Below are 25792 nucleotides of genomic sequence, written 5' to 3' on the forward strand. Positions count from 1 at the left end.
ATTCCCTCGAGCCACCCGACCCTCCGGCCCGTCGGCCCGTACCTCTTAGCTTCCTCAAGTGCAGGTGACCAAGCATCCGACGAGCTACGGTCTCTGTCATCACCACGTATACCAGGGGGGTTGATGAAAGTCATCGGCAGGCGGGCTGTCCGGCGCCTCATTGGCCGAGTCGCCGCAATCCGCAGGTCGTTTGCCCGGCGCCGAATTGCCCGAGTCGCCGTTGCTGCCCTGATCGCGAATGAGCTGGAGCATGGCGACCTCAAATGGCGAATCCTTGCCTGTCTGGAGGACCGAGCCGCTGACCCCGTGCTCCGGGACGTCGTCCGCAAGGAACTCGGGCGCTTTCGCCGGACGGCAACACGTGGGATGATGCGCGCCCAGCGCATCAACCCGGAACACGGCGGTATCGGCGGGTTCTTCGACACGGTGGTGGAGGCGGAACGGCGTGCTGAACGCCTCCTGCCGTCAGGCGAGCGAACCCTGTAGCCTCACGACGGTTGCGCGGCTGTCCCACCGCCTGGCCAAGCGACTGGCCGCCACGACTCGCCAGGCCGCAATGCACCGCTGCGATGGTCCCGGCGATGATGAAGCTGAGCGCCTAGCCAAACGCACTGAGGTATGAGGAACACGGGACCGCCTGACTCCCTCATCCATGGCTGTAGCGCCCCCAAGGCGTCGTGCAGCAACCGGGAGTCGTGCAGCAGTGTGCGGCCCTCGTCCCAGGGGATGACGAACGCGGTCTCCCCGGGGATCGCCTCTTCGCTCCGCCCCATGTGATAGTCCCTGGCCATTGCGGCACCCAATGCGCGTCGGCAGCAGCTCAGCCTCTTTACCGGATGGGGTGAGCGAGGGTATCGAACCCTGACTGCCGCTAGGAAGCCCGCTCCGGCCGCCGTTCGCGACTGACCACGGAGCCCCGCAGACTGCCCCGCCCCGTACGCACCTGTTCACCCAGCGAGGAGACCCGTATTCCTCGCTTTCTGGCATTAAGGAAGCGAGAGGGACGGCCGTCTTGAGATGGGGACCGGTTCGGGCACCGCCCGGGCCCGAGCGGCCGTCCAGCGCGTGCTGGAGCAGGTCCCGCGCGGCCGCGCGGGCCGCGAGCGGATGCTCGTCATCGTCTACGAGCCCGCGACGACACGCGGGCTATCACCGGCGTGCTGCTCACCGCCGCCGTGCTGCGCGAGGTGGCCCTCCACGGCCGCCGCGTCGGGCGGGTACTGACAGTGGGGCACGCCATGCTGTGGAACACCGGTACGAGGACGACGGACTGGGAGGCGCATTGATGACGGACGCCGCCGTGGGGAGCGGCCGGAGGAGAGCACGGGGCCGAAGGAAGAGTGCCCGAGGCTCTCAGCGCGCCCCGGATCGCAGAGCCCTTGGCCGAGCGCATGGACCTGCCGGTCACCTCCGACGACGTCAACCACCCCCGCCTCTGCGCAGCCATCATCGATGGCCTCACCTTCAACGGCACCATCATCGAAACCGGAACCGACTCCTACCGCCTCGCCTCCACGCGGGCGCGGGCCGAGGAACCGGCGAAGGCCAGTTGACCGCACCGGGCACCCACTCGACGGCCTTTCGCCCTCCGGGCGAAGGGCCGTCACCGTTGATGAGGATCCGCACGCGTGTTCTCACCCAGCCTTGTCCGGTGGCCTAACGCCACATATCCGCACCGTCGCGCCCACTCGGGTCCATCGTCAAGAGGTCTTCGTGAAGATCTGAGAGGGGACGGCCGGTGGAGCATCCGTCCTCGCCAGACTCCATGACCGCCCAGCCGACATCGACCCCCGAGAGGTTCACGTCCCCGCCGCAGTCGAGTTCGTCCACCGCGGCGGACACCGCTTCGTAGGCGATGGCCCGAGCCAGCAGCACCAGGTCGTCCCGGTCTGCCCCCGCGTCCAACAGGCGCCGGGCCGCGGCCACCTGTTCCAGAGCCCCTGGGGCGGCCCAGCCATCGATCGCGCCTCGCCACAACGAGCGGAGCAGCACAAACCGTGCCAGCTGCGGCTGGTTCTCATCGATCTCAGACCGCACCCAATCCAGTGCGTCGGCCGCACCAAGGGCCTCGTACTGCCTCCGAAGCGATTCGGCCGCCGCTCGCTTCGACGATGTCAGTCCGGACAACCACGACTGCCACATCGCCTCGACATCATTCATCGCACCAGGATGCCCCACTGGGCGCCAGCACCGTCAGCCCAGTGCCGTACTTGTTCGAGGGCGGGGCACCAAGGGGGCACGCCTTGGCGCCGGCGGTGGGGGTGGCGCCGTGCGGCGACGTGGATGCCTGCCGCGCCGATCCAGGCGGTGAGCTGGTCGGGTACCGGCTGGAGATCGGTGTAGCCGGTGAGGAGGCTGTCGCCGCTGAGCGGGTTCGGGCCGGTGCCCGGAACCACAAGTGCAGCCCGCCCGAGGGGCAGCTTCTGCGTAGCGGCTTCGGCTTGTCGTTTATCTGAAGAGGTCGAAACGCGCCTCGAACTAGATCGCTCACCTGGGCATTCGCCGGGACTCGGGCCGGGCCTCGGTTCGATCATGTGCTCCGACCAAGATGGTGGTCTGCGCGGGGGTGTCACAGCGATTCCTCATCGGGATGTCAGCAGATGAGGGACCTCCGCCGATGGCAGAGGAGAATCGCACCTGCACGTGCCCGACGAGCCGACACGCATCGTCCCGACGGCGTCCCTGTCGCCGTAGATCAATACACCCAACCAGGTGGAACTGTGAACGTTTCCCCCGACCCGATTACGAATCTGGAAGAAGCGGCACAGGAGCGGGAAAAGCTACTCGACTTCTTCGCACGCGGACTGTGCTGCGCATTAGCCCACCGCGACGACCCGAGCGAGGAAGCACTCATGAAAGCCAAAGCCGTCGCTGATGACTACCTGTCCGCCTATGAAGAATGGATGGTGCAGCTCGCCGCACGCAACGCGAGCAAGGGCTCGCTATGACGCGCCCCGTCCTATAGCCAAAAGACGCACTGATCTGACCTGGGCCCGGGGAGAAGGGAGTGCTGCAACAGGGCGCCCCGCAGGACCCGTTGGGGACACTGTCACGCTTCCGTGGCGACTTCTACGACTGCCTGCGTGGACGTGAGGACGCGCTGTTCGAGCTGGCCGACGCTCTGCTGTGTGCCGTCGATCTGCGGCGCCCCTGGGAGAGGAAGACCGCGCCGAAACAAGCTCACCCCGGCCCGCGTCCGCCGCGGGTTCCGGAACCTCCGGTCGAAGGTCCCCTCTCCAGCCCGTGCACCACAACCTCCCCGGCCCGGCCCCGCACGACCACCGGGCTCGAAGAACCGTCATCCGGCGACCCGTCACGACGTGGGCCGCGTCCTCGCCACCGGCGAGGCACACGCACGACCCACCCACCACAAGAAAGGCACGAAGCCACGTCGCACCGGATAGACGACAAGCTCAACCGTCGCTTGCCCCGCGCGGGGCACAGGGCGCGCAGTCCGGACAGAGCTCCCCGTCAGAGTTGATGAGCCAGCCCTCCCGCCCTGCCGCTGCTTCCACGGTGGCGGTATGTGTTCGCATCGCCACCCAGCCCGGGTCGTCATGGTGCCCCGTCGTCGGCACGGGACCCGAAGCGGAGAATTCCCGCTCCAGGGCGCTCGGGCAATCGCCGCCCCGGCCATCGCACTCGATCCTGGAGGCAACCCGCGTGGGGTATCGGTCTGCATAGGTAGTCACGCCCAACCACTCTGGCGGAAGCCCGGCTAACAGTTGGGCGTCACCACACCCCGCCGCCGCCTTCCAGCCTCATGGAGCACATCACCGGTTGTGACGGATCTTCGGGACGGTTCGGTCAGGCGGCGAGACTGAAGGAAACAGGGCCGGAGTGCTGGTGCACCCATTCCATGATCCACTAGCGTCGGTTGCACCCGGTGTGGGCGCACTTGATGCCATAAATGGGGGGGCTATGCAGAACATGCTGACGCAGGCCGTGCGTGTGAGCGCGGGTCTGGCATTCGCCGCTGCCGCTACGGGGTTCATCTGGGCTCTGGGAATCGACTATCAGCCGGCACCGCACACCGGTGTCCTCATATGTGTGTGGGCCGCGGCTGGTTTTGCGCTCGTCCGGGCAGTGCTGCTGTGGGTCCGGCGCGTGCGCGGCAGGCGCCTGGCCCGGCCGACGGTGGCCGGTGTGTCCCTGGAGAAGGGCTCGCGTGCGAGCCGCCGCCGGGACTGGGACTTGTTCGATGCGGTCCCGTACGGCTCGGAGGGGTGGGCCAAGGCCAGGCAGCTGGCCACGAACTTCCTGATCCTCGCGGCATCCATGACCGCTGTCACCCTCCCCTCCCTTCCGGAGCGCGACAGCCTGACAGCCACCATTCAGCATGCGGACGCCGAGGTCGCGGACGTGACGGTCGTGGAGCAGCCACGCATCATCCGCAAGGTGTACGACGATGACGACTACGACCTCGTCGTGGGGTACGTGGTCGAGATGGTGGTGTCGGTTCCCCGCGGTCCCGCCCGTCTCACCCTCGCGCAGGTCACAACCAGTGAGCTGCCGCGCACGGGCGAGCACATGCCCGTGCTGTGGTCGCGGGAGAACCCCTCGCTGGGCGGCATCACCGGTACCGCTTCCGAGCTGCACCGCCTCGCGGACGCACAGTGGAAGATGAACCCGGCAGGAGGCAACATCTGGGCGGGAATCGCCCTGATCTTCGGGCTGTGCATGCTTCCCTGGGTCTTCCTGTTCGCGCTGGGCCTGGAAGGGGACACGCTCCGGGAACTCGCCTGGTCGCCAGGCGCCCAGTCCGTGCACGCCCTCATCATCCTGTGCGCGGCCTACGGCTACACACCAGCCCTCACCGGCCACTCCGCCCACGGCCCTCAGGCCCTCTTCCAGGCCGGCAGCTGGCTCCTCATCGCCGGCATGCTCTTCTCCCCCGCCTACCAACTGATCAAAGAGAACCGGTCCTGAGCCGAAGCTTCGCCTCACAGCATCAACACGGCGCGAGGCGGGAGAGGGCCCGGGGCTATGCGCCGGAGTCGACCGTCCGCTCCCGCAGCCGCACCTCCGCCGTGTTCTGCTCGTAGCTGCGCTCGGAGACCTGGACCAGCACCGCGTCCTCGTGGAACGAACGCAACGTGTTCGCACCACAGCTGCTCATCGTCGCAGCGAGCTTCGCGCGGGTCTGCGCGACGGTGGTGTTCAAACTGCCGACGTAGGGGACGTAGCCGTCGACGCCCTCCTCGAACACCATCGTGTCGCCCTGGCCGTAGCGGGCGGTGTTGCGGGCCCGGCTGCTGCCCTCGCCCCAGTACTCCTTGAAGACCTGCCCGTCGACCCTGACCTTGCGCGAGGGCGCCTCGTCGAAGCGCGCGAAGTACCGGCCGAGCATGATGAAATCGGTGCCCATCGCCAGCGCAATGACCATGTGATAGTCAGACAGCAGCCCACCGTCGCAGCAGATCGGCACGTACACGCCGGTCTCCCTGGCATAGGCATCACGCTCCTGGACCACATCGAGCAAGGCAGACGCCTGTCCGCGGCCGATGCCCTTCTGATCCCGGGTGATGCAGATACTTCCGCCACCGATACCGACCTTCACAAACGCCGCGCCCGCATCGGCGAGGTAGCGGAACGCCCGGCCGTCCACCACGTTCCCCGCGCCGGCGAACACCTCCTCCCCGTACGTCTCGCGGATGTGGGCCAGGGCCTGCGCCTGGAAGACGGAGTAGCCGTCCGACGAGTCCAGACACAGCACGTCCGCGCCAGCCTCCGCGTCGGCACCCGCTCGCGGTAGTCACGGCTGTTGATCCCCGCCCCCACCCGAAGGCGTTTGCGCTCGTCGACGCTGGCCAGGCGGTGGGTCTCGTGTTCCTGGTAGTCCCGCTTGAGCACCAGGGAGACCACCCGCTCCTCGGCGTCCAACAACGGCAGAACGTCCAGGCGGTGCGCCCACAGCATCTCGTTGGCCTCCGACAAGGTCACGTCGGCGGACGCCGTGCACACCTCTTCCCGCGAACGCATCCGTGCCTTGACCAGCTCTTCGCTACCGTGCCGCTGCAGGTGGAAGTCATCGCGCCCGATCAGCCCCAGGAAGCGCCCGTCGACAGCGCCGGTGTCGGTCACCACAGCGACGCCCTGGTCGACTGCTTCCAGAAGCCTGTCCACCTCGCCCAACGACGTCGACGCAGCCACCGTGACCCGGTTCAGACGGAAGCCGGCCTTGTACTCCTTGACCGCCCGGACGTCAGCGGCCTGGGACTCGGCGGACTGATTCAGGTGAAAGAAAGCCAGGCCGCCGCTCTGCGCCAGGGCAACAGCGAGCGTGGGAGACGACACGGCCTGCATGATCGCGCTGACGAGGGGCGTGACGATCTGGACTGCGGGCGCCTCGCCCTGCCGGTGGCGGACCACGGGCGCAGTGAGATCGATCTTGTCAGGAGTGCAGTCCTCGGCCGTCAGACCGGGTACGAGAAGGTACTCGTTGAGCGTACGAGAGATCTCAGGAAGGATGCTCACGCGCTCTCCTACGAAGAACCTGCCACGGTTGCGGCGCGCCTACAGGCTCAAGGTGAGGCAGCACGCCCTAACCCCTGCCACTCCCAGCACGTCAACCATGCTGAGCCCAGCGGCACTTGAGCAGGAGGCCAGTGCTGCGGGCATTGACCGTTCGCAAGCCGTACCGGATGCTATCGCACTGGGTGCAAGGCTGTTCACCTCTTAGTGATCACCGGGTCTTCGCCGCTCAGATGCACTTCCTTAGCGGTGCGTCGCAGCCTGTATGCCGAGTGCCATCCGGCAAAATCACAGCGCTCGGGGAGCACCCATACCCGCCCGCCGCGGTCACAAGCCCCCAGCCGCACCGGCGCCCTGGAGGCCGCACCGTGGCCACCGCCACCCCGCTGTTGCTCATCGACGGCCAAAACGTGCTGTATGGCCGCTGGCACTGGTTCCCAGCCCGAATCTGGGCTCGCAGCACCTCCCGAGATCCGGCGGAGCCTTCGGGTTCGCCGCGCTCCTGCGCGAGATCGCCGTGTGTTCGACAGAGAGAACGGGTCAGCCAAGCGGGCCGGCCAAGACGTGGCCTACAAGTCCCACCGCCAGTCAGTGCTCTACCTGGCTTCGGTGAGGTGGATCGAGTCGGCGGACTGCGAAGGCAACGGCCGCGATTGCCGCCCTGGCTGCCACCGCACGCGCCGAGGGCCGCGCCGTCTGTGCCATGAGCGTTAACAAGGAGCTCTACCAGTTGCTGTCCGACCCACATATCCGCGTGCTGAACACCATGTTCGCCGAACGTCGCCGCATCGATGGTCATGCCGCATGTCTCTGTTTCGGCGCGGCCGTCAATCAATGGCCCGGACACCGGGCGCCGATTGGGGGCACGTCCGACGACATCACCGGCAACCGCGGCATCGGCCCCAACTCCGCCTCCTGGTCGGCGGCCGCCGACTGGAAATTATCCCGCCCCAGTACATCCGCCCGGCCTGGCACGCCTAGTGGGACAAGCAGGCGCTGCGCCCGGCGAGCCATGATCCGCCTGGATCAGAAAGTTCGAAGCCTGCTGACCGGCTTCCAGACAGCAACTCTGCCGCGCGCCGCCGAACTCCTCGAATTGCTCGGCCTGTGATGAGCAACCGGCAGACGCTGTACCGGTGCCCAGCATGGGCAAACCAACCCCGACCAGAACCGTCGGAAGTGGTCATCATGGGGAGAGTGGCAGGGCAGCAGCACCTCTTCCCTGACGCCGACGAGTCCTGGGAACTCTGCGCGCTGTACCTGGTCATCTATCAGCACTCGGCCTTCGAGAACCGGGCCTCTTACTGACCAGCCTCAGTAAGCCCGTGCTGAGCGCGCCGGATAAGCGTGTCACCACAATGGTTGACGTGTGGCCCCGGATGGGGCAGAAACGGTCTGCCATCTTCTCGCGCTGGAGCGAAGCAGGCCAGGAATAGTCATTGCCCAGCGTCCGGTTCCGAGTCGTCATCGAGGCCCGGGACCGGATCAGCGCGACCGAGTGCTCTACCCGCGTCAGTGTCACACCGTCTGCCCTCAAGCTGACGGAGTTGGCGGCCTGACGGGACGCTGGCGGCGAACGTGATCCCTAAGGCAACCCACCCGGACTACCCCCCACATCGGGGGCCTTGTCGCGATCTCACCAGACGGTGTCATGGTGAGATCGCTAGGCCCCCATCGCGCGGAGGGTATCGGCGTCTAGCTCTTCGTCGGCTTGCTCGGAGGCGGGTAGCCATGCGATCGAAGGAACGAGTCGAGCACAGCTGCTACGAGGTTGCCTGCTCCTTGGTTCTCATTCTCCACACAGTAAAGAGCGACTCGCTCCCTCAGTGCGAGATCCTCTGGTACGGAGTAGGCAAGCTGCTCGCGCCCCCTTCCCCGCCTGGAGATCAGGTCCTGTGTCTCCTCATGGAATGAGAACCATTCCTGGGGCTCTTGATACTCCTCCATCGCCTCAAGAGCGGCGACGAGATCTTTAGCTCTCTTCAGCGCGTCAACCCTGCTCGGCATCAGTCTCTCTATCCATGCGACGACGTACATTGGAACGTGCACTGCGATCACTAGCGCACACTTTATCGCAGTGACTAGTGGACTAGTCATCACTCTAGCGAAGTATCGAAAGAAGTGCCCGACACTCCGACGGAGTGTCGGGCACTTCCCTCAGCTAGAAGCCCATGACGCGAAGCCAACGGTCGAGCCCCACCGTCACGATGTCTGCGGCAGGCACCCTGCTGAGTCGGTTCATGACCCTGTACATGGCCAGCCGCTGATTCAGTTTCAGCTCCTCAGGTGTTTGCCACTTCAGACCTTCACGCTTGATGAACCGCTGACTCAGCACCTCCTCCGCATGAGGCACATCCTGCGGGGTGCCAGGCCCGATGTAGCCGTTCCACGGGGGCAGCATGGCGTCCGGAGAAGCCTCCGCTCCGCGCAGGAACCAGTCCAGAGCGACTGCTACGAGGTCCGCTTGGGGAAGTTGGTTTATTCCCGACATGACTTTGAAGAACTCGATGCGGTGCGGGATGTCAAGATCGACGGGGACCGAGGCGTTCAGCGACTCGCGGCCGATGTACCGCTGGTTGAGGACTTCCTCTGCCCGCGCCACGTTCTGCGCCGGAGGAGCGGTGTACCCGTCCCAGGCAGATGCAGTGTCGCCTGAAGCAGCTGCCACCGAGGACGCGGTGGGGGTGACAAGCGCGCCTGAGGAGGCTGCCCCCATGGCAGCTCGCTGCCCGTGGCCGGCCTCATCAGCTCGGCCGGGACTTACATCTTCGGCTGACTTCTCCTGTCGTTCCTCATCCACGCGGGTGCCGACAGCCGGAGCATTCGCAACTCCGCCATCAAGGCCAGCGGCCTCGGAAGCGGTTCGCGCCAGCTCTGCTCTGGCCTCTTCGTCCTGCGAAGGCTCCACAACCTTCACAGGCGCCTCAGCAGCACTAGCTTCCCGCCTCGGAGTGGAGGCCGACTCTCCTTCAGCCGAACCTGCGGCTACCACCTGCGAGGGGATGTCAGCGCCGTGCTCCTCGTCCGTCGAGCCTTCGTCCGGTTTGGCTTCGATGGCTACTGGTGCCGCGACCGCGGGCTTCGGGTGAAGAGGCTTCGGCGCCTGCCGATGAACCACGCCGGGTGCACCTGAGCCGTCGCCACCCCCCGTGGCCTTCCCGCCCTTAGCTACGCCGCTCTTCTTGGCGGACTGTCGCCGTGCCCGAAGCGCCGCCACGCCTCCTGCTGCCGCGGGCGCTGCCTCAACGCCTGCGCTCGTCTCCTCGGTCACCTCATCGGCCATACTTTTCCACCGCCTCTGCGACAGCCTTCATCTCCTCGATGAAGGGAGTGGTGCGCGCAGACGGCGGACTGGCGCAGATCGGGACACGGACCCGCCGATTGGGAATCCACGGGTAGTTACTCACTGCAGGACCGACCTGTGCCTGATACACCGTCGCCAGACGCTCGAGCTCGTCCAGCGCCCACGCCGCCGGGCTCCTGCCGATCTTGTAGGGAATCAGCAGCAGCGGGTAGTCCGCGAGGGTGCGCAGCAGACCCTCGAGCGCCCTCAACTCGTCATCACCGAGCACCACGGGCACGACGGTGACCCTCGCCGCGGCCATCGCACCGTAGGTCGACTCACTCCCTCCGGGGTGGGTATCAACCACCAGCCGGCGCTTCAACTCTCGCGCCCACTGGATCAGAGCATCCCTCACGACCTCGGACTTCGGCTGATTCCGCTCGAAGTCGGTGTGCCCCGGGATGAGGTCAGGCTTACGGCCACGACCGGACAGAGGAGTGGGCGTCTTCCCGGTGCGGAAGGCTTCAAGCAGAGGGGCCTTGACTCGCTCCTCTTCGTGGTAGCCCCATCCCCTGGTCACTCCGCCCCAGTCCCACTCGAAGTCTGTGAGCACAGCTGCGAACAAGGCCGCTAGCTCCTTGGCGGTCCGGCTCTTGCCGACACCGCCCTTGAAGCCGGCGACCGCAATCACGTCGGGTTCTTGAACCGGAAAGACGTACGGCTTCGACGTCGCTGCGGCCACTTCAGCAGCCAACGCGGAAAGAGCTTCGCTGGTCATGCGCCGCCGCCTTCGAAAGGGTGGCTATCGTAGGTGTTCACGACTCTTGTACTCCTCGTAGTGGTGGAGGGTCGGTTGCTGATGGCGCCCGTCGGGGACCCCCTCCCCGGCGGGCGTCTTTTTGTCGTCACCAACTGGTGTGGCGACGACCTGTGAGGGTCCATCTTGCCCGAGCCAATGTGGCCGACGCGCACCCGTTCCGCGTCGTACGTGACTCTAGAGCAACGTACAGCGCTGAAACTGCCACCTTGGCGGCCGCTCCCACCGTATCGGTCCACCGATCAGCCGAGCGGGAAGCAGTGCTCATTGCAGCACCCGAACAGACGCGTGTTGCCCTTCTTGCCCATCACTCCTATCCCGCGTGACGGATCACCCACAGGGGTTCGGGCGGGCGTGTCTGGTGACCGCTGCCAGTCCTGCGCCGCTCCCCTCTCGCTCAGATACCAGGCGGCCGACGCCGAAGAGCGGGCCGGAAATCGAAGGCGCAGCTGCTTTCAGACCCTGCGTTACCCCGGGGCCTGGCGAAGACCAGGCCCCCGCCGCAATCCGGAGTCGGTAACGCGAGGGGGGCAAGGCTCGACACCCACGCTTCGTACACGCCGTGTAAGAGTTCGCATCCCTCAAGCCTGCGCCGGCCTGACGGTCGCCCAGGAAGCCGCCCACGGAACGCAGCACCGTCCACAGGGCGAACGACCTCCCCGGTGACATGGGTGAGCACATAAAATCTGTATGACATGTACATGTTCACTAGTTGAGGTTGATCGAAAGAGGCCCAGATCAGAGGGCTCTTCCGCCCCGCTCGCCTCTTGATCAAGCAGCCCGCGAACGCGTCGCACGGTTGTCGCTCGTCAGGAACTCCCGAACTCGTGAGTCACCTGATCGGCCGTCAAAAGCTCAGACGACCGCCGAAAACGACAGACACACCGAGTCGCTAGCCATAGATCGAGTTCCACACACATCGTGTATGGTCGTCGCAGAGTTACAGGGGACGTGTACAGCCACACCTCGCTACCCCCTGGCCAAAGATCACCGGACATTTTGAGGAAGCGGATGAGCGGATCGGCAGTTCGCCTACTACCGGGTACGCGCGTCAGTGAGCTCACCGGGCTCCACGGCACGACCCTCGGAAAACTTGTCCAGGAGGGCTTCCTCGAACGCGACGAAGAGACCCTGCGATACAGGGGCACGGAAGCGGTCATCGCACAGGTGCTCGCGAACCTCGGCACCCGGGCCTCAAAACCTGACGCCAAGAGGGATCGGCTCGCTACCGAAACCCTGCGTGATGCTCTGAGCCAGGGCACGGTTAGCGACTCCACGGGGCTCGTCGTCGCGCCAAACTTCGCTCGCCTCACCCACACGCTTGGCGAACTTCTTGACGCAACCGCCCATCTTCGTGACTACCGGGTACTCGGAGTCGGGGCATGGCTTTCGGAGTTCAAAGCTCTAGAGCCCGACGCCTTTCAGGCTGAACTGATAGCCGCGCGCTGATCCAAATTGCCCAAGGCAGAGGCCCGACATCAGCACTCGCCCACTCCCTAGGCGACTGAGCGAGGCAGTAGTCGCTGGCCACTGTCGTGAAGTTGACAGGGCGGGCCCTCCCGAAGTCCGCCCGCTCTGTCAACCAAGGGCATAGCAAACCCAGGGAAGGAGAAGGCGGAGTACGGCACCCCTGGCAGTCAACCACTGGCCAAACATCCCTTTCGGGCCAAGTGGTCAGACTTGTGCGCCCTTAACGACGCTCCGGAGTCACTCTGTCCATGTATAGAGCTGTTTCACCAGCAGCCTTGGAAGGCGTCCACCAGTCTGCTCAAAACGACGGGTCGCCCTCCGCTCCCCAGCTTCCTCAATGGGTATCCGGCCACGCCCGGCTGCCCTACCCCTGGGCCGCTCCTCGGACCCTGAAACCGCCGGGTCGCGGAGGTCGGTGCGAAGGAGGGTGCGACCAGCAGGCACATACGCACCCAGCAGTCGCATCGCGCAAACCATCTTCACCGAGGCCGGCGCGCCGTCAAATCAACGAGCCATAGCGCGCCGTTCTCGGCACACACGCGTGCGGGCCGAGAGCAAGGTCTCCACCCGCACGCGCAGCAGTCAGAGAGGTGACAACTACCGAGATCCCTAACTGAATTACGTCGCATGCTCGGCTTCCCAGCTTCCCCAAGCGGGCCGAGTGGCGATGTAGGACGCCCTTCTCACTCTCTGACTGGAGCTCATCATAGCTACCCTCATGAGGGCTGGTTCAGTCATGCCTGATTCAGGCGCGCCAAATGAGCCAAACGAGCCCAAAGCTGCCTATAGCGGTGTCGTCCCAGCTACTGCATGCACCGCTCGGCCACGCTCACGCCGCGCCGACTCCGCCCCATCGACCACAGCCGCCACAACGGCTTCTCTAAGCGATCCCTTGAAACTCACACGCGGGATTCGCGCGCGTCTTCGTGCAGCTGTGCGGGCGTTGCTGTCTGACCCATCGTTGTCCGGTTTGTCAGATGCGGCGCGGTTGGGCTCAGTGGTGCTCTTTGCGAAGTCGCGTCACCAATCCGGTCATACGGTGATCACACATCGTGAGCTGGGCCGGTGGCTGGGAATGAAGCAGACCACGGTCCGTCAGGACGTCCTCTCGCCCCTGAAGGAGACGGATGCTCTTCAGTACCGGGTGACAGAGGGGGAGTGGCGTCAGACCACGGGACTGGACTGCGTGGTCATGCCAGCGTGGCGGGCTCGGCGTTCGGGCGACCCGTTGCATCCGCTGACGTTGAGCCAGCGGGAATTGGCCGTACTGCTGCGCGTGCTAGAGGCGTTGTTCGCGCCGGGCTGGGGCCCGAGGGCGCGGGATGCGGGATTGCTCGCTGAGCGGCAGGAGAAGGGCGCCGCAACGGATCGGCTCGCGGCGCTGCTCCTGGTGCTGGAGGCTCGGGAGGACGGGACCGTGCCGCTGGTGGGTGGCCGTCTACCGAAAGGGCGTGGCCGCCCGGCAGCGACGGTGGCCCGGCTTCTGGGGTGTTCGGCCTCGGGTGGGGCAAAGGTTTTGGGTCGGCTGCGCCTCTATGGGGTGGCTGACACGGACCGGCGAGGGACGGGTTCGGGCCTTAAAGGGAAGGCACGTTTGGTGCTGCCGCCTGTGGTGGCCTCTTATGCATCTGCCCAGGCTTCCGCCGGTGTGGCCTCGAATGGCGCCGACCCGGTGGGTGACGTGATTTGCGGGCGGTGTGGCAGGGCGGCCGCTCGTGTCAGGGGCGGGGGCATCGAGAGGGAACAGGCTTTCGGGACTGAGGCTGCGGAGGGTGCCTGCGACATTCCAGCCGTAGAGGACCTGTTCAGCGAGCACCCTGATAGCGCGGGGCGAGGAAGCGCGCCTGTCGTGGATCCTGAGCCCCTTGTGGTTGTTGGGAAGGCTGCACCCGGCCCAGCCGAGAGCCCTGTGTTTCCAGAGCGCCCCGGTAGCGGCACCCTTCACACAGACCACCCACGGGGTACTACGGCAGATCATGAGGGTGCGGGAAGTGATCGTTTTTCCGGCGAAGCCGCTGGGGGGAACCCTGGTCTGCCGGGTCGTACGCATACGCGCGTGGAACCCCTGCCGCCCTTGTCGCAGGCCGCGGGGCAGGTCCGGCCGCACGATGGTGACGGTTGCCCGCTCCGCGGGGAAAGGCGTGATTCTTCCGGCCTGGAAACCTTCCTGGCAGGTAGTCACGGGACTAGCGATGCCTGTCGCGAGGGCCTGGCGGCATGGGCGGAGACGACCGGCGGGCCGCCAAGGGTGTGGGCGCCGGTGCCCAAGGGCTGGGAGCGCTTGCTGGCCCCGGTGGCGATGGTCTGGGGGCGCCTGGACCGCCTGGCCGCCCGGCTGACCGTCCAGCGCGCCGTGCGCTACGAACTCCACGCCCTCGATGGCCTGTTCGGCCCTGGTAAGGGCATGGCGATCCTGGGGGACCGGCTGCGGCGACGGGCCGCCGAGCAAGGTCGACGGCCTGTGACAAACCCGGTCGGCTGGCTGATCGGCTGGGTGCTTCCGCGCCGCGTGACATGCGGGGACCTGCGCTGTGACGAGGGACGGCGGATGGACACCGGCGGGTCGTGTGAGCGCTGCGCCGAGCACCTCGGCGAACTCCTGGCGCGGCGCCGGGAGGTGGGTGTCCAGCTCTCCTCCGCCCTGGCTGGCAACGTTCCGGCGGAGCAGTACCGGCGCCAGTTCGAGGCTGGGCTGCAGGAGGCGACGCGCCAGGCCGAGCGGCGGCGGGCCGTGCGCCGGGAGCAGGCTGCGCGTGAACGGAATCAGCGGGAGCAGGACCTGGCGGCCTGGCGGGCGGAGCAGGGGGTGCTGGAGGAGCGGGAGCGTGCGCGGCCGTGTTGGGTGTGCGGGCGGGCACGGTCGGGTGGATTGTGCGAGAGCTGTGGCCACGCCAGGGCCGCTCAGTCAGCCGTCGCCGAGGTCGTTGAGATCAGCCTCGCCACCCGCAGGTTCCTTGGTGCGACGGCACAGGGGGCAGCGGATTTCACCGGCCAGCTGGAGGCCGAGGCCCGTGTCCACATCGAGGACGTGGTCCACCAGGCCGTGGTGCAGGGCGCGACGCAGCTGACGGCCTCCGTGTTGCGGAAGCTGGCTGCGCAGGAGCAGCTGTCGCGCATCCGACAGGAGGCCTTGGCGGTCTTCGGGGCGGGGCCGGAGGCCCGCGCGGAGGCGAAGGCGGCGTTTGAGGCCCGGATGCGCCGGTGGCACCTGCATGACTGCGACGGGCAGCACGACTGCCACGCCTTCGTTCGCGAGGACGCCGAGCACGTCGCAGAAAAGGCGCGGCGACGGACGGCGAAGCACCTGCTGGAGCAGCATCTGGCCGTGGTGCGGGCTAAACGGGCAGTGCCGCTGGCGGTGATGGAGTCCGACCCGTACACGCGAGGTGCGGCACGGGTACGGGCTGCGATGGTCCGTCCGCGGGCGGGGGTGTCGGCGTGAGGCGGAAGGTGCTGGGGCTGTTGCGGCCCGATACCGACTGGGCAGGTACGGCGCACTCCCAGGGGACCTCAGCGGACGATGGCCGGCTGTGGGCGGCGAGCGGTGCGGACAACGACAGGCCGTCGGCACAGCGCGGCTCGCAGCGCGGGTTGAGGGTCTGTCGGGGGTGTCGGTGCGGGCGCGCCTGCTGTTGGTGGAAGGGGGCGTCGAGGGCCGCGATGGCGTGGGGCGGTAGGCGGGAGATGCGAGCTACGCGTTAACGCTTGTTCCTGGCCTTAGCCCGAGCAGTTCGCAGGCGAGAGCTCGGTACGCTGCAGCCTCCTTCGTCGCGCTGCCACGGCCGGAGGTGGTGTGCGGGATGGCGGTCTGGAGCACCGGCAGCGCGACGTGGAAGGCGTTGCGGTAGTCCGCGGCCCGGGCCCCGGGCACGTCGCGTGCCCCCAAGAGGACCACGCCCGCGCACCGCTCGGGATCGAATGGGGCGAACATCTGTCCGGCGTCGCGCGGTGCCAAGCGCCAGGTGACCTGCCAGTGGTGCGCGCGCATCGTCCGCAGCCACTGTTGCTCCCACCCGTCCGGAAGCAAGCGGCCGTCGGCGCCCAGGACTTCATCGGTCAGCAGAGGGTGGCCCGACCGCGGCTGTTGCCACAACGCGACGACGCCGAGCCAGGCATCGGCCGTCCGCGTGATGGCCTGCTGACCGTCCAGACCAGCGTCCAGCAGGACTACGTCCGGGCCGGTCGCCGCAGCGCGCTCGCGTACCTGCTCGCCCAGGCGATCGGTGTCGGGCGGCAGTTGGAGGACGTCGACTCCCTGCGGCCAAGTGCTCTCGCCGTGGCCGATCGCGGCGGGCGTGCTCAGGAACTGGTGAGGGTCGGTGCTCACAAGAAGAACACGCTGGCCCTGCGCGGCCAGGGCACAGGCCAGCCGTGCGGTGACTGTAGTGCGACCCTGGCCGCCGACCCCGGCGCCGTGCGGAGCGTGGCCGCTGACCACCGCCAGGACGGCCGGCCGACCCGCCCGAACCACATCGAGGCGCGACAGAGTGCTCAGATGCCGTCCCGAGGCGGTGGGCGGCGTCGGGCGCTGGCGGGCGAGCAGGAGCTGCTGGATGTCGTGAGGAGAGGGGACCGTGCCGCTTGCGTCGACCAGCGTGACGGCCGGCAGGTTCGCGAAGACCAGCAGTCGGCGCAGGACGTGGCTGCGCGCCGCCGCGTCTCCGATCCAGCGCTCGTACGCGGGCAGCGAAGCCCGCTCGGCGGTGGTCCAGCCGGCTGCCGAGCGCATCGGGTCCTGGGTCTGGGGCAGTGCGGCGATCCACCGGTGGGCCTCGGCGCCCTCGCCCGGTGCCAGCTGCACGGTGACGGCGGCCGCCGTGCCGGGGCGGAACAGCTCGACGCGGCTGCGCGGCCGCGAACGGATGCGCAGGCCCGGGATGCCGGACACGCTCAGGCCTTCGATGCTGAGTTCGTCATCGGGCTCGGGCAGCAGCAGATCGAAGACGTCTTCCCACAAACCCTCACCGAGGTGGAGAGTCAGGGTCTCGCGCGTCGGCTGGAGGCGGGTGAAGCCGTAGACCCCCGCATCGAGGGGGTGCCGCTCGCCGCGATAGGCGTCATTGAGTTCGGAGAGGATCGCGGCCTCCAGCGCGACCTGTCCCGGGTCGGCCGCGTCCGGGACGCCGTCGGAACCCACAAGGTTGTCGCGGGCCTGCTGGAAGGTCTCGCCTGTCAGCAGCGCACGCACCCGAGCACGGCTCGCACCACGTGAATCAACCATCGGACACCTTTCGCCCACTGCCCGGCCCAGCGTCGAAGGTGAAAGAACCACAACACGAATAGGTTCGACGGGCGAGGGCCTGCTTCGGTCGACGAACGCCCCCGCCGATGCCGGGTGGCGGGAGCCTCGACCAGGCCGCGTACCGGCCCTGACCGCTAACGGTATCAGCAGCCCCTCTCCATGACAGCACCGTCGGAAGGAATGCCCGACCGGTCAGGGGCGCCCGACCTCACCGACCGACCTCCCCGACCGTCCGCGTTGCCGGCCGACGGCAATCGCCAACTCCAACCACCGCAACCTCACTATGCAGACCCGGGCCCTGCACGCCTATCTGCGCTGGCGCAACGCGAATGCCCGCCACCCCGACGTGCTGGCAGCCCAGCGCCGCGAGCGCGCTCGCATCCGCAGCGAGAAGGGCATCCGTTGGGGCGGACGTCTCCTCGCCGATGCGCTTGACCGGCTTGGCGACCTTGCCTGGGTCCTAGCAGTAGCCGTCCACCCTGGCGCCGGCTGGAGCGGGGTTGGGCCAGGGATGTCCTGCTCTGTCGGAGGCAGCAGACCGTAGGAGGTCAAGGAGAGTGCACCCCGGGTAGCCCTCAAAACTCGCGTAGGTGCCCCGGTAGTAGCAGTTCCAGTAGCTCACGACCCGCCGTTGAGTGCGCGCGAAGAAGGCAGGGTTGTCCACGAGGAACTGCCCGTATGCGAGGTGGCCGCGGGTGCCGGGCGTGGCGAGATCACGGATTTCATCGCAGATGACGACCAGGATCTCCAAGACGTACTCGCCAACAAGCTGCACGACGAAGGGGACGACCCATGGGTCCGAGGAACCAACGACCTTCTCCAGGTGACGCTGTCTGACCACCCCGTCGCAGTGCCTTGAGTACAGGCAGTGCAGAAGTTGCTGTTGGCGTGACGTAAGCGACGCCACCGCGTCAGTTGGCGGTTCGTCGTTGTAGAGGCGCTCGGGGACCAAAACCTGCTGGCCCTCCACAGCGACCGAGAACGAGGCATGCGGCTGGAGCCGAGAATCAGGCATCACCGCCAGAACTGCCTCAGCATCGCATGCAAGCTCGGCTGGGAACGCCGTGATCAACGGATTGCTGCTGTCGGAAAGCGGCTGCACAAGCCGAGCATAGGCGTATGCTTCGGTCAGGTAGCCGGCATCAACGGCCCCATACCCGCTCAACCCGGCGAAGGTATGCGGTCAGAGCACTAGCAGGAGACCTCGGCGCCGCCGTCGTACCGGTGGCCGGGGCTGGTGGTCACCAGGCCGACTGCCGGTGGTCGGCGACCTTGACCAGGTCCAGGCGCTGGCGGCCGCCACCACCCCGTCCGCATCCCCCTCAGCCAGGTGGTCGCGCTGGCCGGCGCACCCCGCTGGGACCAGGGCCACCCCTGCCGGGAGCCTCCGCTGTGGAAACCGTACGAGCCTCTTCCCACCGTCGATGCGGCCGCCACCGCTGCTCCACAGCACCATATGCGCGCCCTGCCCTGCCCCGGGGAGGAAGGGTGACAGCGGCTAGCACGGAGAGTTCGGCCCGCTGATGCAGGTGAGTGTTCTCCCGCCGGGCGTGCCGCGGGAGAACACTCACCGGGGCACGGTGAAAGGCTGGGGCGGGAAAAGAGGGCGCTGGTAGGCGGCGTGGCCACCTCGGCGAGCTCGTGACGGCTGAAGCAGCGTTCGCCGTGCCCGAACAGGGACGGGTCCACGTCGACGACGAGCTGATCGCCCTCGCAGCGTACGACTGTGCCGCGGTCGTACCCGAGGATCAGGCGCGTTCCGACATCCCACTGCTCCGGAGCGGGCCTGCGGGCCGCCGCGTCGGTATGTACTGGGGTGGCGGTGGTGATCGGGCGGCACAGATCGGTGGTCACGTCGCCCCACCACAGCAGGTGCTGGATCACCGCCCGCACCATGGGCTTGGGCATCTCCTCGCCCGCGAGGTTCTCCTCCACCGCGGCGATGGGCAGCTCGGTGCAGGCGCACAGGACGAGGACAGGTTCGATCAGTGCCTGCTGGACCGGGTGCATGGGCCGACAGAAGCCGTGCAGGGCCTTGACGTTGATGGACAGCTGCGCGTCCTTGGGGCCATCCCACCATTCATAGGTCCAGCCCAGGGCGCGGATGACGTCCTCGGCCCAGTCCAGCACTCGCTCCGAGGGGCACAGCTCGCCGGCCGTCGGCGAGCTGTCGACGACGGTGACTGTGCCGTCGTTGCCGATCAGCATCAGGTCAGGGACGTACCCGGCCTTCCCAAGGCCTTCTTCGGCACGGAGCTTGAACGGCTGGCCGATCATGGAACGCACCGTGGGATCGAAGTCGGCCAGCTCCATGCGCTCCCAGATACCGTCCGTGGCCACCGGCCCCTGGCCGGTGCTGATCGCGGCGTACTGCCCGAGGTGGAGCTGCTCGCCACGGTGGGTGAGATGGCGTCGCCACGGCGCTGCGCGGGCCAGCTCGTGGACGCCGACGTCCCTCACGGGCATCCACTGCGCCGCTCGCCCTTCCTCGAACCGCAGTCCGAGCTGTACGCCGTCGAGCGGCTGGCGGGGCCTCATGCGTGTCACCGCTTCATGCTGGCAGAACCGACTTCCCGCTGCGCAGTCCTTCGCCGAATCCACCGTGCAAGGGCCTACTGTCTCTCCGCATACCGCCAGCTGGCGTTTGCGGTGGCGGCGCATGGGGACCGCTGACCGGACTCGCCCGTTCCATGTACAGCACGTTTCCCCAACCTCATGGCCAGCGGGGTCCACCTCTCCGCGCTGTGGACCCTGGGTCGGCTGCTTCCTGAGACGACTGTCAGAGCCTCGGGGTACCTTCCTTCACATGGATGAGAGCGTTCAGGACGAACCGGCGATCCCCGCGTGGATGGATGCCTCCCGCCTCCGTCGGCGCTTCGCGTTCGCGGCCTGGGGCCTGGCGGTACCTGCGGCGATGGGCTCCTGCGCCGCGCTCGCCGCCGCGGCGTGGACGATGACGGCCCAGGAATCGCTCTGGTATGTGACCTCAGTGCTCTACCTCGGCTGCGCCGCGGTGATGGCGAAGTGGGCCGTCTCCTCGGTGAAGCGGGTCCGTGCCGTGCGGCGTGGAATCGTCCAGCACGCCACGGCCCTCACGGAATCCGCCGGAGGGAGCGACATCTGGGAGCTGCGCAGCCGAGCAGATGAATTCGAGCGGTGGATGATCGGCTCCCGCTCCGCACTCGGGCACCGCATTCTCCCCATCGCCCCCGCCCGCGAGTTCGGCAAGCAGGTGGTCCGGGAGGCCGACACCACGGGACTCACCCCCGCAACCCTGAAGCGGGTCGACGCGCTCGTGCGGGCCGTTGCCCCCGCCGCCCGGTAGCCGTTCGCACGTCCTGGCGGTCCTACCGCCTTGTCGAGCGCGGCCCCCGAATGCGCCCGCGCGGCCCCTGTCACTACCGCCACTCGGCCAGCGATCCGAGCACCACCTGCGGCAGGCCCTCGACGAGCCTCTTGAACCACAGGACGCGTCATGCCGCCCACGGCTTGAGCGGCGCATTGAGGGATAGATCTGTCACTCCCCGTGCCCGAGCGCACGGTCTGACCGCGCGGTACACCTGGGAGCTGTACACGGTGTACGTCCACGTCAGCCCCGAGGACCACCTCAACCGCGACGACCCTGGAGACGGGTCACTGCACAGGGAAGTTCGCGCGCACGCCGCTCTCCTCGCCACGAGCGTCACCGCTGCCGAGGACACCAAATGAAAGCAACACTGCGAGGGCGGACACCACTCCGTATCCGCAGCACGTCTGCTCCCCGGCTGCTGCGCCACCGATCGCGGGCGCAATGTGCTGGCCCTCGGTTGCCGAGGTCGCATTTGCTCGCAGACTCCGGCAGGCTGGCGGGGTCCCCGTGGCCCATTCCGCCGCGGACGGCCCTGCCGATGCTCCGCCTGACAGCTGTCCGGTGGCTCACCCTCTGCTGCAGGACCGGACCCGATTCTCACCTGAGCCCAGGTCCTCGTCGCCTACGTTGTGGCTGCCTGGTTCTCAGCTGGCCCGCGTGCTCAGCCGGCGCATGGCCGTCAGCAGCTCGGGAGGGGGCTGGATGGAGAATTGTCGTGTCTCGTGGTCGATGTGCGTGATTGAGGTCAACCTGCCCTGGCACCACCAATACAGCCGGGGGGACAGCTGCCCGTCGCCGACGGCGTCCTGGTAGGCACCCAGGCCGAAGGAGGCCAGGGCGTTGACGGCGTTGACGGCGTGTTCGTCGACGATCAGGTGGATGGCCATACGGTGACGGCTGGGAAGTGCGAGCAGCACGCCGTCGGCGGGCGGCTCCTGTCCGAGATGCGTGCGCAGCAGCTCGGGCAGCACGAGGGCCTTGCTGGCCACGAAGAACGAGTCGCCGGCGATGAGGTGGATGAGCGCGCCGTCATGGCAGACGGTCTCGCGGTCGACGGGCTCGTTGATCAGGTTGGTGCGGGCGGCCGACCGCAACGCCTCAAGTCCGATCTCTGTCACGTCCTTGTCGTCGAGGAGCCGGACGGCGTCCGGGGTGTCCAGGGCAATGGCCTCGAGCAGCCCGTCGGCGACAGGGCGGGCGTAGGAGAAGGCGGCGGCGGACTCGGCTGGCAGGAAGTCGTCCGGGACCAGCCGCAGGTAGGCGCCGCGAAGGACGTCCTTGGCGGAGGCGGGTTGGCTTGCGGCGTCAAGCCAGCGTTGAGATGTGCGCGGCAACCAGTGCCGGCCACCTGTCGGGCTCGGCGGTGCTGCACCGGCGGGCAAGGCTCTCCAGCGACAGGACCCGGCTCGGTCCGCGCAGCACAGCACCGTCCGCCGCGACCGGTATGCCGCGGTTGGCCAGGCACTCGACGGCGAGGTCCGCAGACGGTCGGCCTACTCGGTGGACAGGACCGGCAGAGACGGATCCGCGTGTCCGGCCGGATGCGAGAGCAGGGGCGAGGCGGAGACGGGAACTTCACGTGGTGTCATGCTCAGACCCTAGGGCGCCCCTGTGACATTGCCGGGATGGATGTCGCCTTGCCCGGCTCGCCAGATGCGGCGCTTGCTCCGGCGCGTGCCACGGAAGTGGGCCGCGTGCCGCTCGCCGTTGATGGCTAGGGCAGACCCACCAGCCCCCAACCGCGGCGGGCGGCCTCCGCGGTCAGGCTGCCCCATTCACGCAGAAGCGCGGTGAAGCTTTCGAAGCTGTCCGGACGGCCTGCCCATCCCTCGCACTCGGCGGCGAACGGCTCGCGCAACTCCTCGAGCTGGACCTTCACTCGCTCCCAGGCACGGGCCTTGCCGTGCACTGCCTCAGGCGGGCACACCAGAAGGACGCGTAGGAGTCCGCGGTCGGTAACCGGCGGGAAGAACCCTCCATAGCCCGTCGTCGCGGGATCGTCGGCCGGATCCGCATCCCAGATCAGCCCGACGAGGAAGGTGTCCATCGCCTCGCGCACGGATGCCTCGACGAGGAGACGCATGTCGGCCCATGCATCGCCCGCGCGGGCATGCGGGCTGTAGGAGCCGGTGGTGGAGGCGAAGTCGTATTCGGCGCACCATGCAGACTCCCGGTCCGGGGGCCACAGCCAGCGGCCGTGCAGTGCGCGCCTTTGGTACTCGCCGCCGGGCTCCGGCGGCCAGGTCGTATCGTCCAGTGCTTGGACCCGGTTCTCGACGGGGATGGCGCTCAGCCGCTCCCAGTCGGCCATGAACAGCGTGAGATCCAGACCCATAGCGGCAGCATAGGCAGCCCGTGCCCAGCAAACCGAGGCGGGCCGGCACTCCCTCCGCAGCCGGCGGGCCATCAGGCGGCCGTCGCAGCTTCCCAAGCCGTGGCGGTGTCCACGTCGGGCCAGGTCGGCCAGGGACAAGGACTGCGAGGGAGGGAGGGAGCACAGGGTGGTGGAAGGCAGGCCCGCGCGGGGCCATGCACTCCGGTGAGCGGGATTCCACCGGCAGCCCGGATTCGGCGCCTCGCTAGGGTCCGGGGTGTGATCAACTTCAGTGATGAGTTCTTGAACGAGGTGGAGCGGCGCGCGGCGTGGGGTGCCGCTCAGCTGCAGGCCCTGAGCGAGTTCTTGCCCCAGGGCCCGTGGACCGCGGACCTGCCCGCGTGCCTCTACCGGCAGGGCGGCCTCGAGCTGCGCGTCGCCGTGCTGGGCACCTATGACCTTCAGGAGCAGTCGTGGATGTGGGGCTGGGCCAACCCGGGCCTGCGGGGTACCCCTGCCGTGGCCCTTGCTGAGGAGGCCAAACGCTACGGGAAGACGCACGGCATTGCCGAACTCGCCGCTGACGTGCTCGACTTGTCCGGCTTTGGCGAGCCGCGGCGTGCCGCCGAGGCTCTCGCCTTTGCTGGCATGGGGGTCACCGGAGCCCCGGGCTACATCGGTCAGTCGGCCGGCCCCACGACCCGGGTCTACTTCCTGCCCGACGATGCGCAGGTCCCCCGGGGCCGCCTGGACCCGGTCGCGCTGCCGAGAACGCTGATGACGGGCGCCTGTCTCATCGGGCACTCGGCCCGCCGGGTGGTGACCGGCTACTTCGAGCACTACGCCGTCCCGTGGCGCGAGGAGGGACGGCAGATTCACGCCGATCTCCCCGGCGGCACCGCGGAGATCGACTTCGACGCTGGCGGCCGCATCACCAGCGTCCGCATGTCCGCCCTGCACTGACCTGACCGGCCACCGGGAACGCCGCGCCAACGGCCGCAACGAGGGGTTCACTGGTGGGATGAGCCGTTGCCTGGCACGCGTCGGCCCTCCTGCCGGGGGCGGGAGGAGCGACGCGGCCCCGCCCCGTGGAGCTGCGCACGCGCGGGCGGGACCGAGCGGGAGGCACCTTCGCCTGGGGGAGACGTAGATCACACCGCGGTGCGGCTTCCGTATGGCACGGATCCGGCCACGCGATTGAGGTGTGACGGGAAGGAGCGGGTGGGGCCTGCGGATGGTGCCCTCCCCGTCCCTGGGGAGTAGCTGGGACCGGCGTGTGGACGTCGGATGAAGTACGGCGCCAGGGAGCAGCCTGGGAGAGTGCCGTGGCGCTCTCCACGGGGTTGACCACGGCGGCCCGGCAGGTCTTGGTCTTCTTCGCCGGCCGCGTACCAGGCCACCTGGATTCCCGGCGGACGGGCGGGCTAGGGTGTAGTACCTGATGTCCACCGCTTTTCATGATCTGGCAGGAGAGCCCCGCGTGGCCGCCGAGGACCCCATCGTCCAGCACGAGATTGAGTCGCTGGCCCGCCGTGTTGAGGCGGTCGAAGACCGTGTCGAGGCGCTGCAGGTGCAGACCGGCGGCAACTTCGCCGCCGTCATCGAGGGCCAGGCCGCGCTGCGCCGTGAGGTCCGGGACGGTTTCGCCAAGGTCAACGCCCGGTTCGACACCTTGGAAGAGAAGATGGACCGCAACCAGGCGCAGATCGTGGAGCTGTTGTCGGCCATGGTCGCGAAGGGCCCGGGCGCCGTGTAGCCGAGTCTGTTCCCACTGGTGGGCTGCGCTGTGGGCGTCCGCCCGGTGTCGGTCAAGATCGCAGAGGGGCCCGGAGGAGCGACTGCTCCTCCGGGCCCCTTTTGTTGCCGCTGTTACAGGCTGTCGATGCCCTGCTTGATGCGGTCGGTGTCCCAGGTGCTGCCGTCGAGCATGGGGCGGGCGAGGATCTCGTAGTTCTGCAGGGCCATGGGGGCGGCGTCGGCGCCGTGGCCCCAGGCCGCCTCGAACCGTTCCTGCCACCGGCTGATGTTCTTGAAGTGCACGCTCGAGCGGCCGCGGGTGTAGTCGGCGTCGCCTTGCTCTTCCTCGACGAGGACGGCGGCGGCCGCGAAGACGATGTAGTCGACGGCTTGCTCGGGCCGCAGTGCCTCGCGGACGGCCAGGCCGCAGGTGACGCCGGCCTGCCGGTGCTGGCTGATGAGGGTCAGCAGATCGCGGGCGAAGGACTCACGGGCGAGATCGTCGCGGTGGACGATGAACAGGCGGCGGACCTCGCCGCCGGCCTCGATGAGCTGCCGGTTGGCTGTGAAGTACTCGCGGCGCCGGGTGAGCAGTGTCGGGTCGGTGGTCAGGTCGGCGGCGAGCAGGCGCTGGGGTTCGGACTGGGATTCGAGGAGGGTTTTGACGAGCATGACGGACAGGCGCGGGACGTTGGATGCGTAGACGCGCAGGTGTCCGTTGGCGATCTCGTCGTAGTCGGAGATCAGCTCCCTTTCCAGCTGTGCGCGGACCAGGTCGTAGTACTGGGAGTCGTCCATGGATTTGAGGTTATTGGCGCGGCGGAGCGTGATGTAGCGCTTGCGCAGCCATAAATGGGTGCCGGCCAGGATGAGGACGAGGGCGGTCTCGACGATGATGAGGGCGTTCTTCACGCCGGTGCCGGAGCTGGCCCAGGCGATGACCGGGGTGATGATCCCGGCGAGGGCGAGCAGGTTGGTGAGCGCCGGTGACGCCAGGGCGTCGAAGGTCCGGGCCGCGGGGTTGCGCGGTGGTGCAGGCACGAGCTGTTCCCCCTTCTTCGGCCCCGGGGCCGCGAAGCGATCGATGTGAGAGCCGGGTCTTCCGG

22 protein-coding genes and 4 pseudogenes are annotated in these 25792 nt (G+C 67.8%); 14 read left to right on the forward strand and 12 right to left on the reverse strand.

What is annotated here, in order from left to right; all coding sequences use genetic code 11:
- Positions 1-120: 120 nt before the first annotated feature.
- From ACZ6MA_RS29425 to ACZ6MA_RS29435, 3 genes and pseudogenes are all read left to right on the forward strand, one after another.
- Entirely contained in the window at positions 121-486 is a 366-nt protein-coding gene (locus ACZ6MA_RS29425; protein ID WP_469437423.1) for a hypothetical protein, read from the forward strand.
- Between the two features lie 671 nt (positions 487-1157).
- Positions 1158-1286: a hypothetical protein gene (locus ACZ6MA_RS29430; protein ID WP_469437425.1), complete on the forward strand. Its 129-nt coding sequence runs from the start codon at positions 1158-1160 to the stop codon at positions 1284-1286.
- A gap of 141 nt (positions 1287-1427) precedes the next feature.
- Positions 1428-1553, forward strand: a pseudogene (locus tag ACZ6MA_RS29435) (IS21-like element helper ATPase IstB); the annotation flags it as partial.
- A 103-nt stretch (positions 1554-1656) separates the two neighbouring features.
- On the opposite strand, the gene ACZ6MA_RS29440 reads toward ACZ6MA_RS29435, so the two are convergent.
- Positions 1657-2160 (reverse strand): hypothetical protein, encoded by a 504-nt coding sequence (locus ACZ6MA_RS29440; RefSeq protein WP_469437427.1) that lies wholly within the window; start codon positions 2158-2160, stop codon positions 1657-1659.
- Positions 2157-2396 carry a hypothetical protein gene (locus ACZ6MA_RS29445; RefSeq protein ID WP_469437428.1) on the reverse strand — a complete coding sequence of 80 codons (240 nt, stop codon included), beginning with the start codon at positions 2394-2396 and terminating at the stop codon, positions 2157-2159. The genes ACZ6MA_RS29440 and ACZ6MA_RS29445 overlap by 4 nt, the downstream gene beginning before the upstream one ends.
- Positions 2397-2720: 324 nt before the next feature.
- Here ACZ6MA_RS29445 and ACZ6MA_RS29450 point away from each other — a divergent pair, with 324 nt between their 5' ends.
- From ACZ6MA_RS29450 to ACZ6MA_RS29460, 3 genes and pseudogenes are all read left to right on the forward strand, one after another.
- Positions 2721-2948, forward strand: coding sequence for a hypothetical protein (locus ACZ6MA_RS29450; RefSeq protein WP_361935125.1), 228 nt, complete (start codon positions 2721-2723; stop codon positions 2946-2948).
- Positions 2949-3130: 182 nt separating this feature from the next.
- Positions 3131-3404 (forward strand): annotated as a pseudogene (locus ACZ6MA_RS29455) (NF041680 family putative transposase); the annotation flags it as partial.
- A 517-nt stretch (positions 3405-3921) separates the two neighbouring features.
- Positions 3922-4929 (forward strand): hypothetical protein, encoded by a 1008-nt coding sequence (locus ACZ6MA_RS29460; RefSeq protein ID WP_469437430.1) that lies wholly within the window; start codon positions 3922-3924, stop codon positions 4927-4929.
- A gap of 55 nt (positions 4930-4984) precedes the next feature.
- Here the strand turns inward: ACZ6MA_RS29460 and ACZ6MA_RS29465 are convergent.
- Positions 4985-6477, reverse strand: a pseudogene (locus tag ACZ6MA_RS29465) (IMP dehydrogenase).
- A gap of 700 nt (positions 6478-7177) precedes the next feature.
- On the opposite strand from ACZ6MA_RS29465, the gene ACZ6MA_RS29470 reads away from it, so the two are divergent.
- Positions 7178-7585 carry a hypothetical protein gene (locus tag ACZ6MA_RS29470; RefSeq protein WP_469437431.1) on the forward strand — a complete coding sequence of 136 codons (408 nt, stop codon included), beginning with the start codon at positions 7178-7180 and terminating at the stop codon, positions 7583-7585.
- A 584-nt stretch (positions 7586-8169) separates the two neighbouring features.
- Here the strand turns inward: ACZ6MA_RS29470 and ACZ6MA_RS29475 are convergent.
- The 3 genes from ACZ6MA_RS29475 to ACZ6MA_RS29485 form a co-directional block, all read right to left on the reverse strand.
- On the reverse strand, positions 8170-8532 hold the full coding sequence (locus tag ACZ6MA_RS29475; protein ID WP_469437433.1) for a hypothetical protein: 363 nt from the start codon (positions 8530-8532) through the stop codon (positions 8170-8172).
- A 103-nt stretch (positions 8533-8635) separates the two neighbouring features.
- Complete coding sequence (locus ACZ6MA_RS29480) at positions 8636-9757, reverse strand: hypothetical protein (protein WP_469437435.1); 1122 nt, start codon at positions 9755-9757, stop codon at positions 8636-8638.
- Complete coding sequence (locus ACZ6MA_RS29485; protein ID WP_469437437.1) at positions 9747-10535, reverse strand: ParA family protein; 789 nt, start codon at positions 10533-10535, stop codon at positions 9747-9749. Before ACZ6MA_RS29485 ends, ACZ6MA_RS29480 begins: the two co-directional genes overlap by 11 nt.
- 1050 nt (positions 10536-11585) lie before the next feature.
- On the opposite strand from ACZ6MA_RS29485, the gene ACZ6MA_RS29490 reads away from it, so the two are divergent.
- Together ACZ6MA_RS29490 and ACZ6MA_RS29495 are read left to right on the forward strand one after the other, a co-directional pair.
- Positions 11586-12023 carry a hypothetical protein gene (locus ACZ6MA_RS29490; RefSeq protein ID WP_469437438.1) on the forward strand — a complete coding sequence of 146 codons (438 nt, stop codon included), beginning with the start codon at positions 11586-11588 and terminating at the stop codon, positions 12021-12023.
- 2077 nt (positions 12024-14100) lie between these two features.
- Complete coding sequence (locus ACZ6MA_RS29495; protein WP_469437440.1) at positions 14101-15486, forward strand: hypothetical protein; 1386 nt, start codon at positions 14101-14103, stop codon at positions 15484-15486.
- Positions 15487-15735: 249 nt separating this feature from the next.
- Here ACZ6MA_RS29495 and ACZ6MA_RS29500 read toward each other — a convergent pair whose 3' ends face one another.
- Positions 15736-17232: an ArsA-related P-loop ATPase gene (locus tag ACZ6MA_RS29500; RefSeq protein WP_469437441.1), complete on the reverse strand. Its 1497-nt coding sequence runs from the start codon at positions 17230-17232 to the stop codon at positions 15736-15738.
- 295 nt (positions 17233-17527) lie between these two features.
- Here ACZ6MA_RS29500 and ACZ6MA_RS29505 point away from each other — a divergent pair.
- Positions 17528-17710: pseudogene (locus ACZ6MA_RS29505) on the forward strand (IS630 family transposase); the annotation flags it as partial.
- Between the two features lie 36 nt (positions 17711-17746).
- Here ACZ6MA_RS29505 and ACZ6MA_RS29510 read toward each other — a convergent pair.
- Both ACZ6MA_RS29510 and ACZ6MA_RS29515 read right to left on the reverse strand, forming a co-directional pair.
- The gene (locus ACZ6MA_RS29510) at positions 17747-18388 is read right to left on the reverse strand and encodes a hypothetical protein (RefSeq protein ID WP_469437607.1); all 642 of its coding nucleotides are present in this window, start codon (positions 18386-18388) and stop codon (positions 17747-17749) included.
- Positions 18389-18477: 89 nt separating this feature from the next.
- Positions 18478-19824: a TnsA-like heteromeric transposase endonuclease subunit gene (locus ACZ6MA_RS29515; RefSeq protein WP_469437609.1), complete on the reverse strand. Its 1347-nt coding sequence runs from the start codon at positions 19822-19824 to the stop codon at positions 18478-18480.
- A 268-nt stretch (positions 19825-20092) separates the two neighbouring features.
- On the opposite strand from ACZ6MA_RS29515, the gene ACZ6MA_RS29520 reads away from it, so the two are divergent.
- Together ACZ6MA_RS29520 and ACZ6MA_RS29525 are read left to right on the forward strand one after the other, a co-directional pair.
- Positions 20093-20611: a hypothetical protein gene (locus tag ACZ6MA_RS29520; protein WP_469437442.1), complete on the forward strand. Its 519-nt coding sequence runs from the start codon at positions 20093-20095 to the stop codon at positions 20609-20611.
- Positions 20612-20787: 176 nt separating this feature from the next.
- Complete coding sequence (locus tag ACZ6MA_RS29525) at positions 20788-20994, forward strand: hypothetical protein (protein WP_469437443.1); 207 nt, start codon at positions 20788-20790, stop codon at positions 20992-20994.
- A 285-nt stretch (positions 20995-21279) separates the two neighbouring features.
- On the opposite strand, the gene ACZ6MA_RS29530 is transcribed toward ACZ6MA_RS29525, so the two are convergent.
- Both ACZ6MA_RS29530 and ACZ6MA_RS29535 read right to left on the reverse strand, forming a co-directional pair.
- The gene (locus ACZ6MA_RS29530) at positions 21280-21969 is read right to left on the reverse strand and encodes a hypothetical protein (protein WP_469437445.1); all 690 of its coding nucleotides are present in this window, start codon (positions 21967-21969) and stop codon (positions 21280-21282) included.
- A gap of 380 nt (positions 21970-22349) precedes the next feature.
- On the reverse strand, positions 22350-22970 hold the full coding sequence (locus ACZ6MA_RS29535; RefSeq protein WP_469437447.1) for a hypothetical protein: 621 nt from the start codon (positions 22968-22970) through the stop codon (positions 22350-22352).
- Positions 22971-23228: 258 nt separating this feature from the next.
- Here ACZ6MA_RS29535 and ACZ6MA_RS29540 point away from each other — a divergent pair, with 258 nt between their 5' ends.
- Together ACZ6MA_RS29540 and ACZ6MA_RS29545 are read left to right on the forward strand one after the other, a co-directional pair.
- On the forward strand, positions 23229-23912 hold the full coding sequence (locus tag ACZ6MA_RS29540; RefSeq protein ID WP_469437448.1) for a DUF6882 domain-containing protein: 684 nt from the start codon (positions 23229-23231) through the stop codon (positions 23910-23912).
- Between the two features lie 478 nt (positions 23913-24390).
- Complete coding sequence (locus tag ACZ6MA_RS29545) at positions 24391-24705, forward strand: hypothetical protein (RefSeq protein WP_469437450.1); 315 nt, start codon at positions 24391-24393, stop codon at positions 24703-24705.
- Between the two features lie 113 nt (positions 24706-24818).
- Here the strand turns inward: ACZ6MA_RS29545 and ACZ6MA_RS29550 are convergent, their stop codons facing one another.
- Positions 24819-25727, reverse strand: a complete 909-nt coding sequence (locus tag ACZ6MA_RS29550) for a hypothetical protein (RefSeq protein WP_469437452.1) — start codon at positions 25725-25727, stop codon at positions 24819-24821.
- Positions 25728-25792: the final 65 nt, after the last annotated feature.

The organism is Streptomyces sp. NPDC042259, from assembly GCF_055582085.1.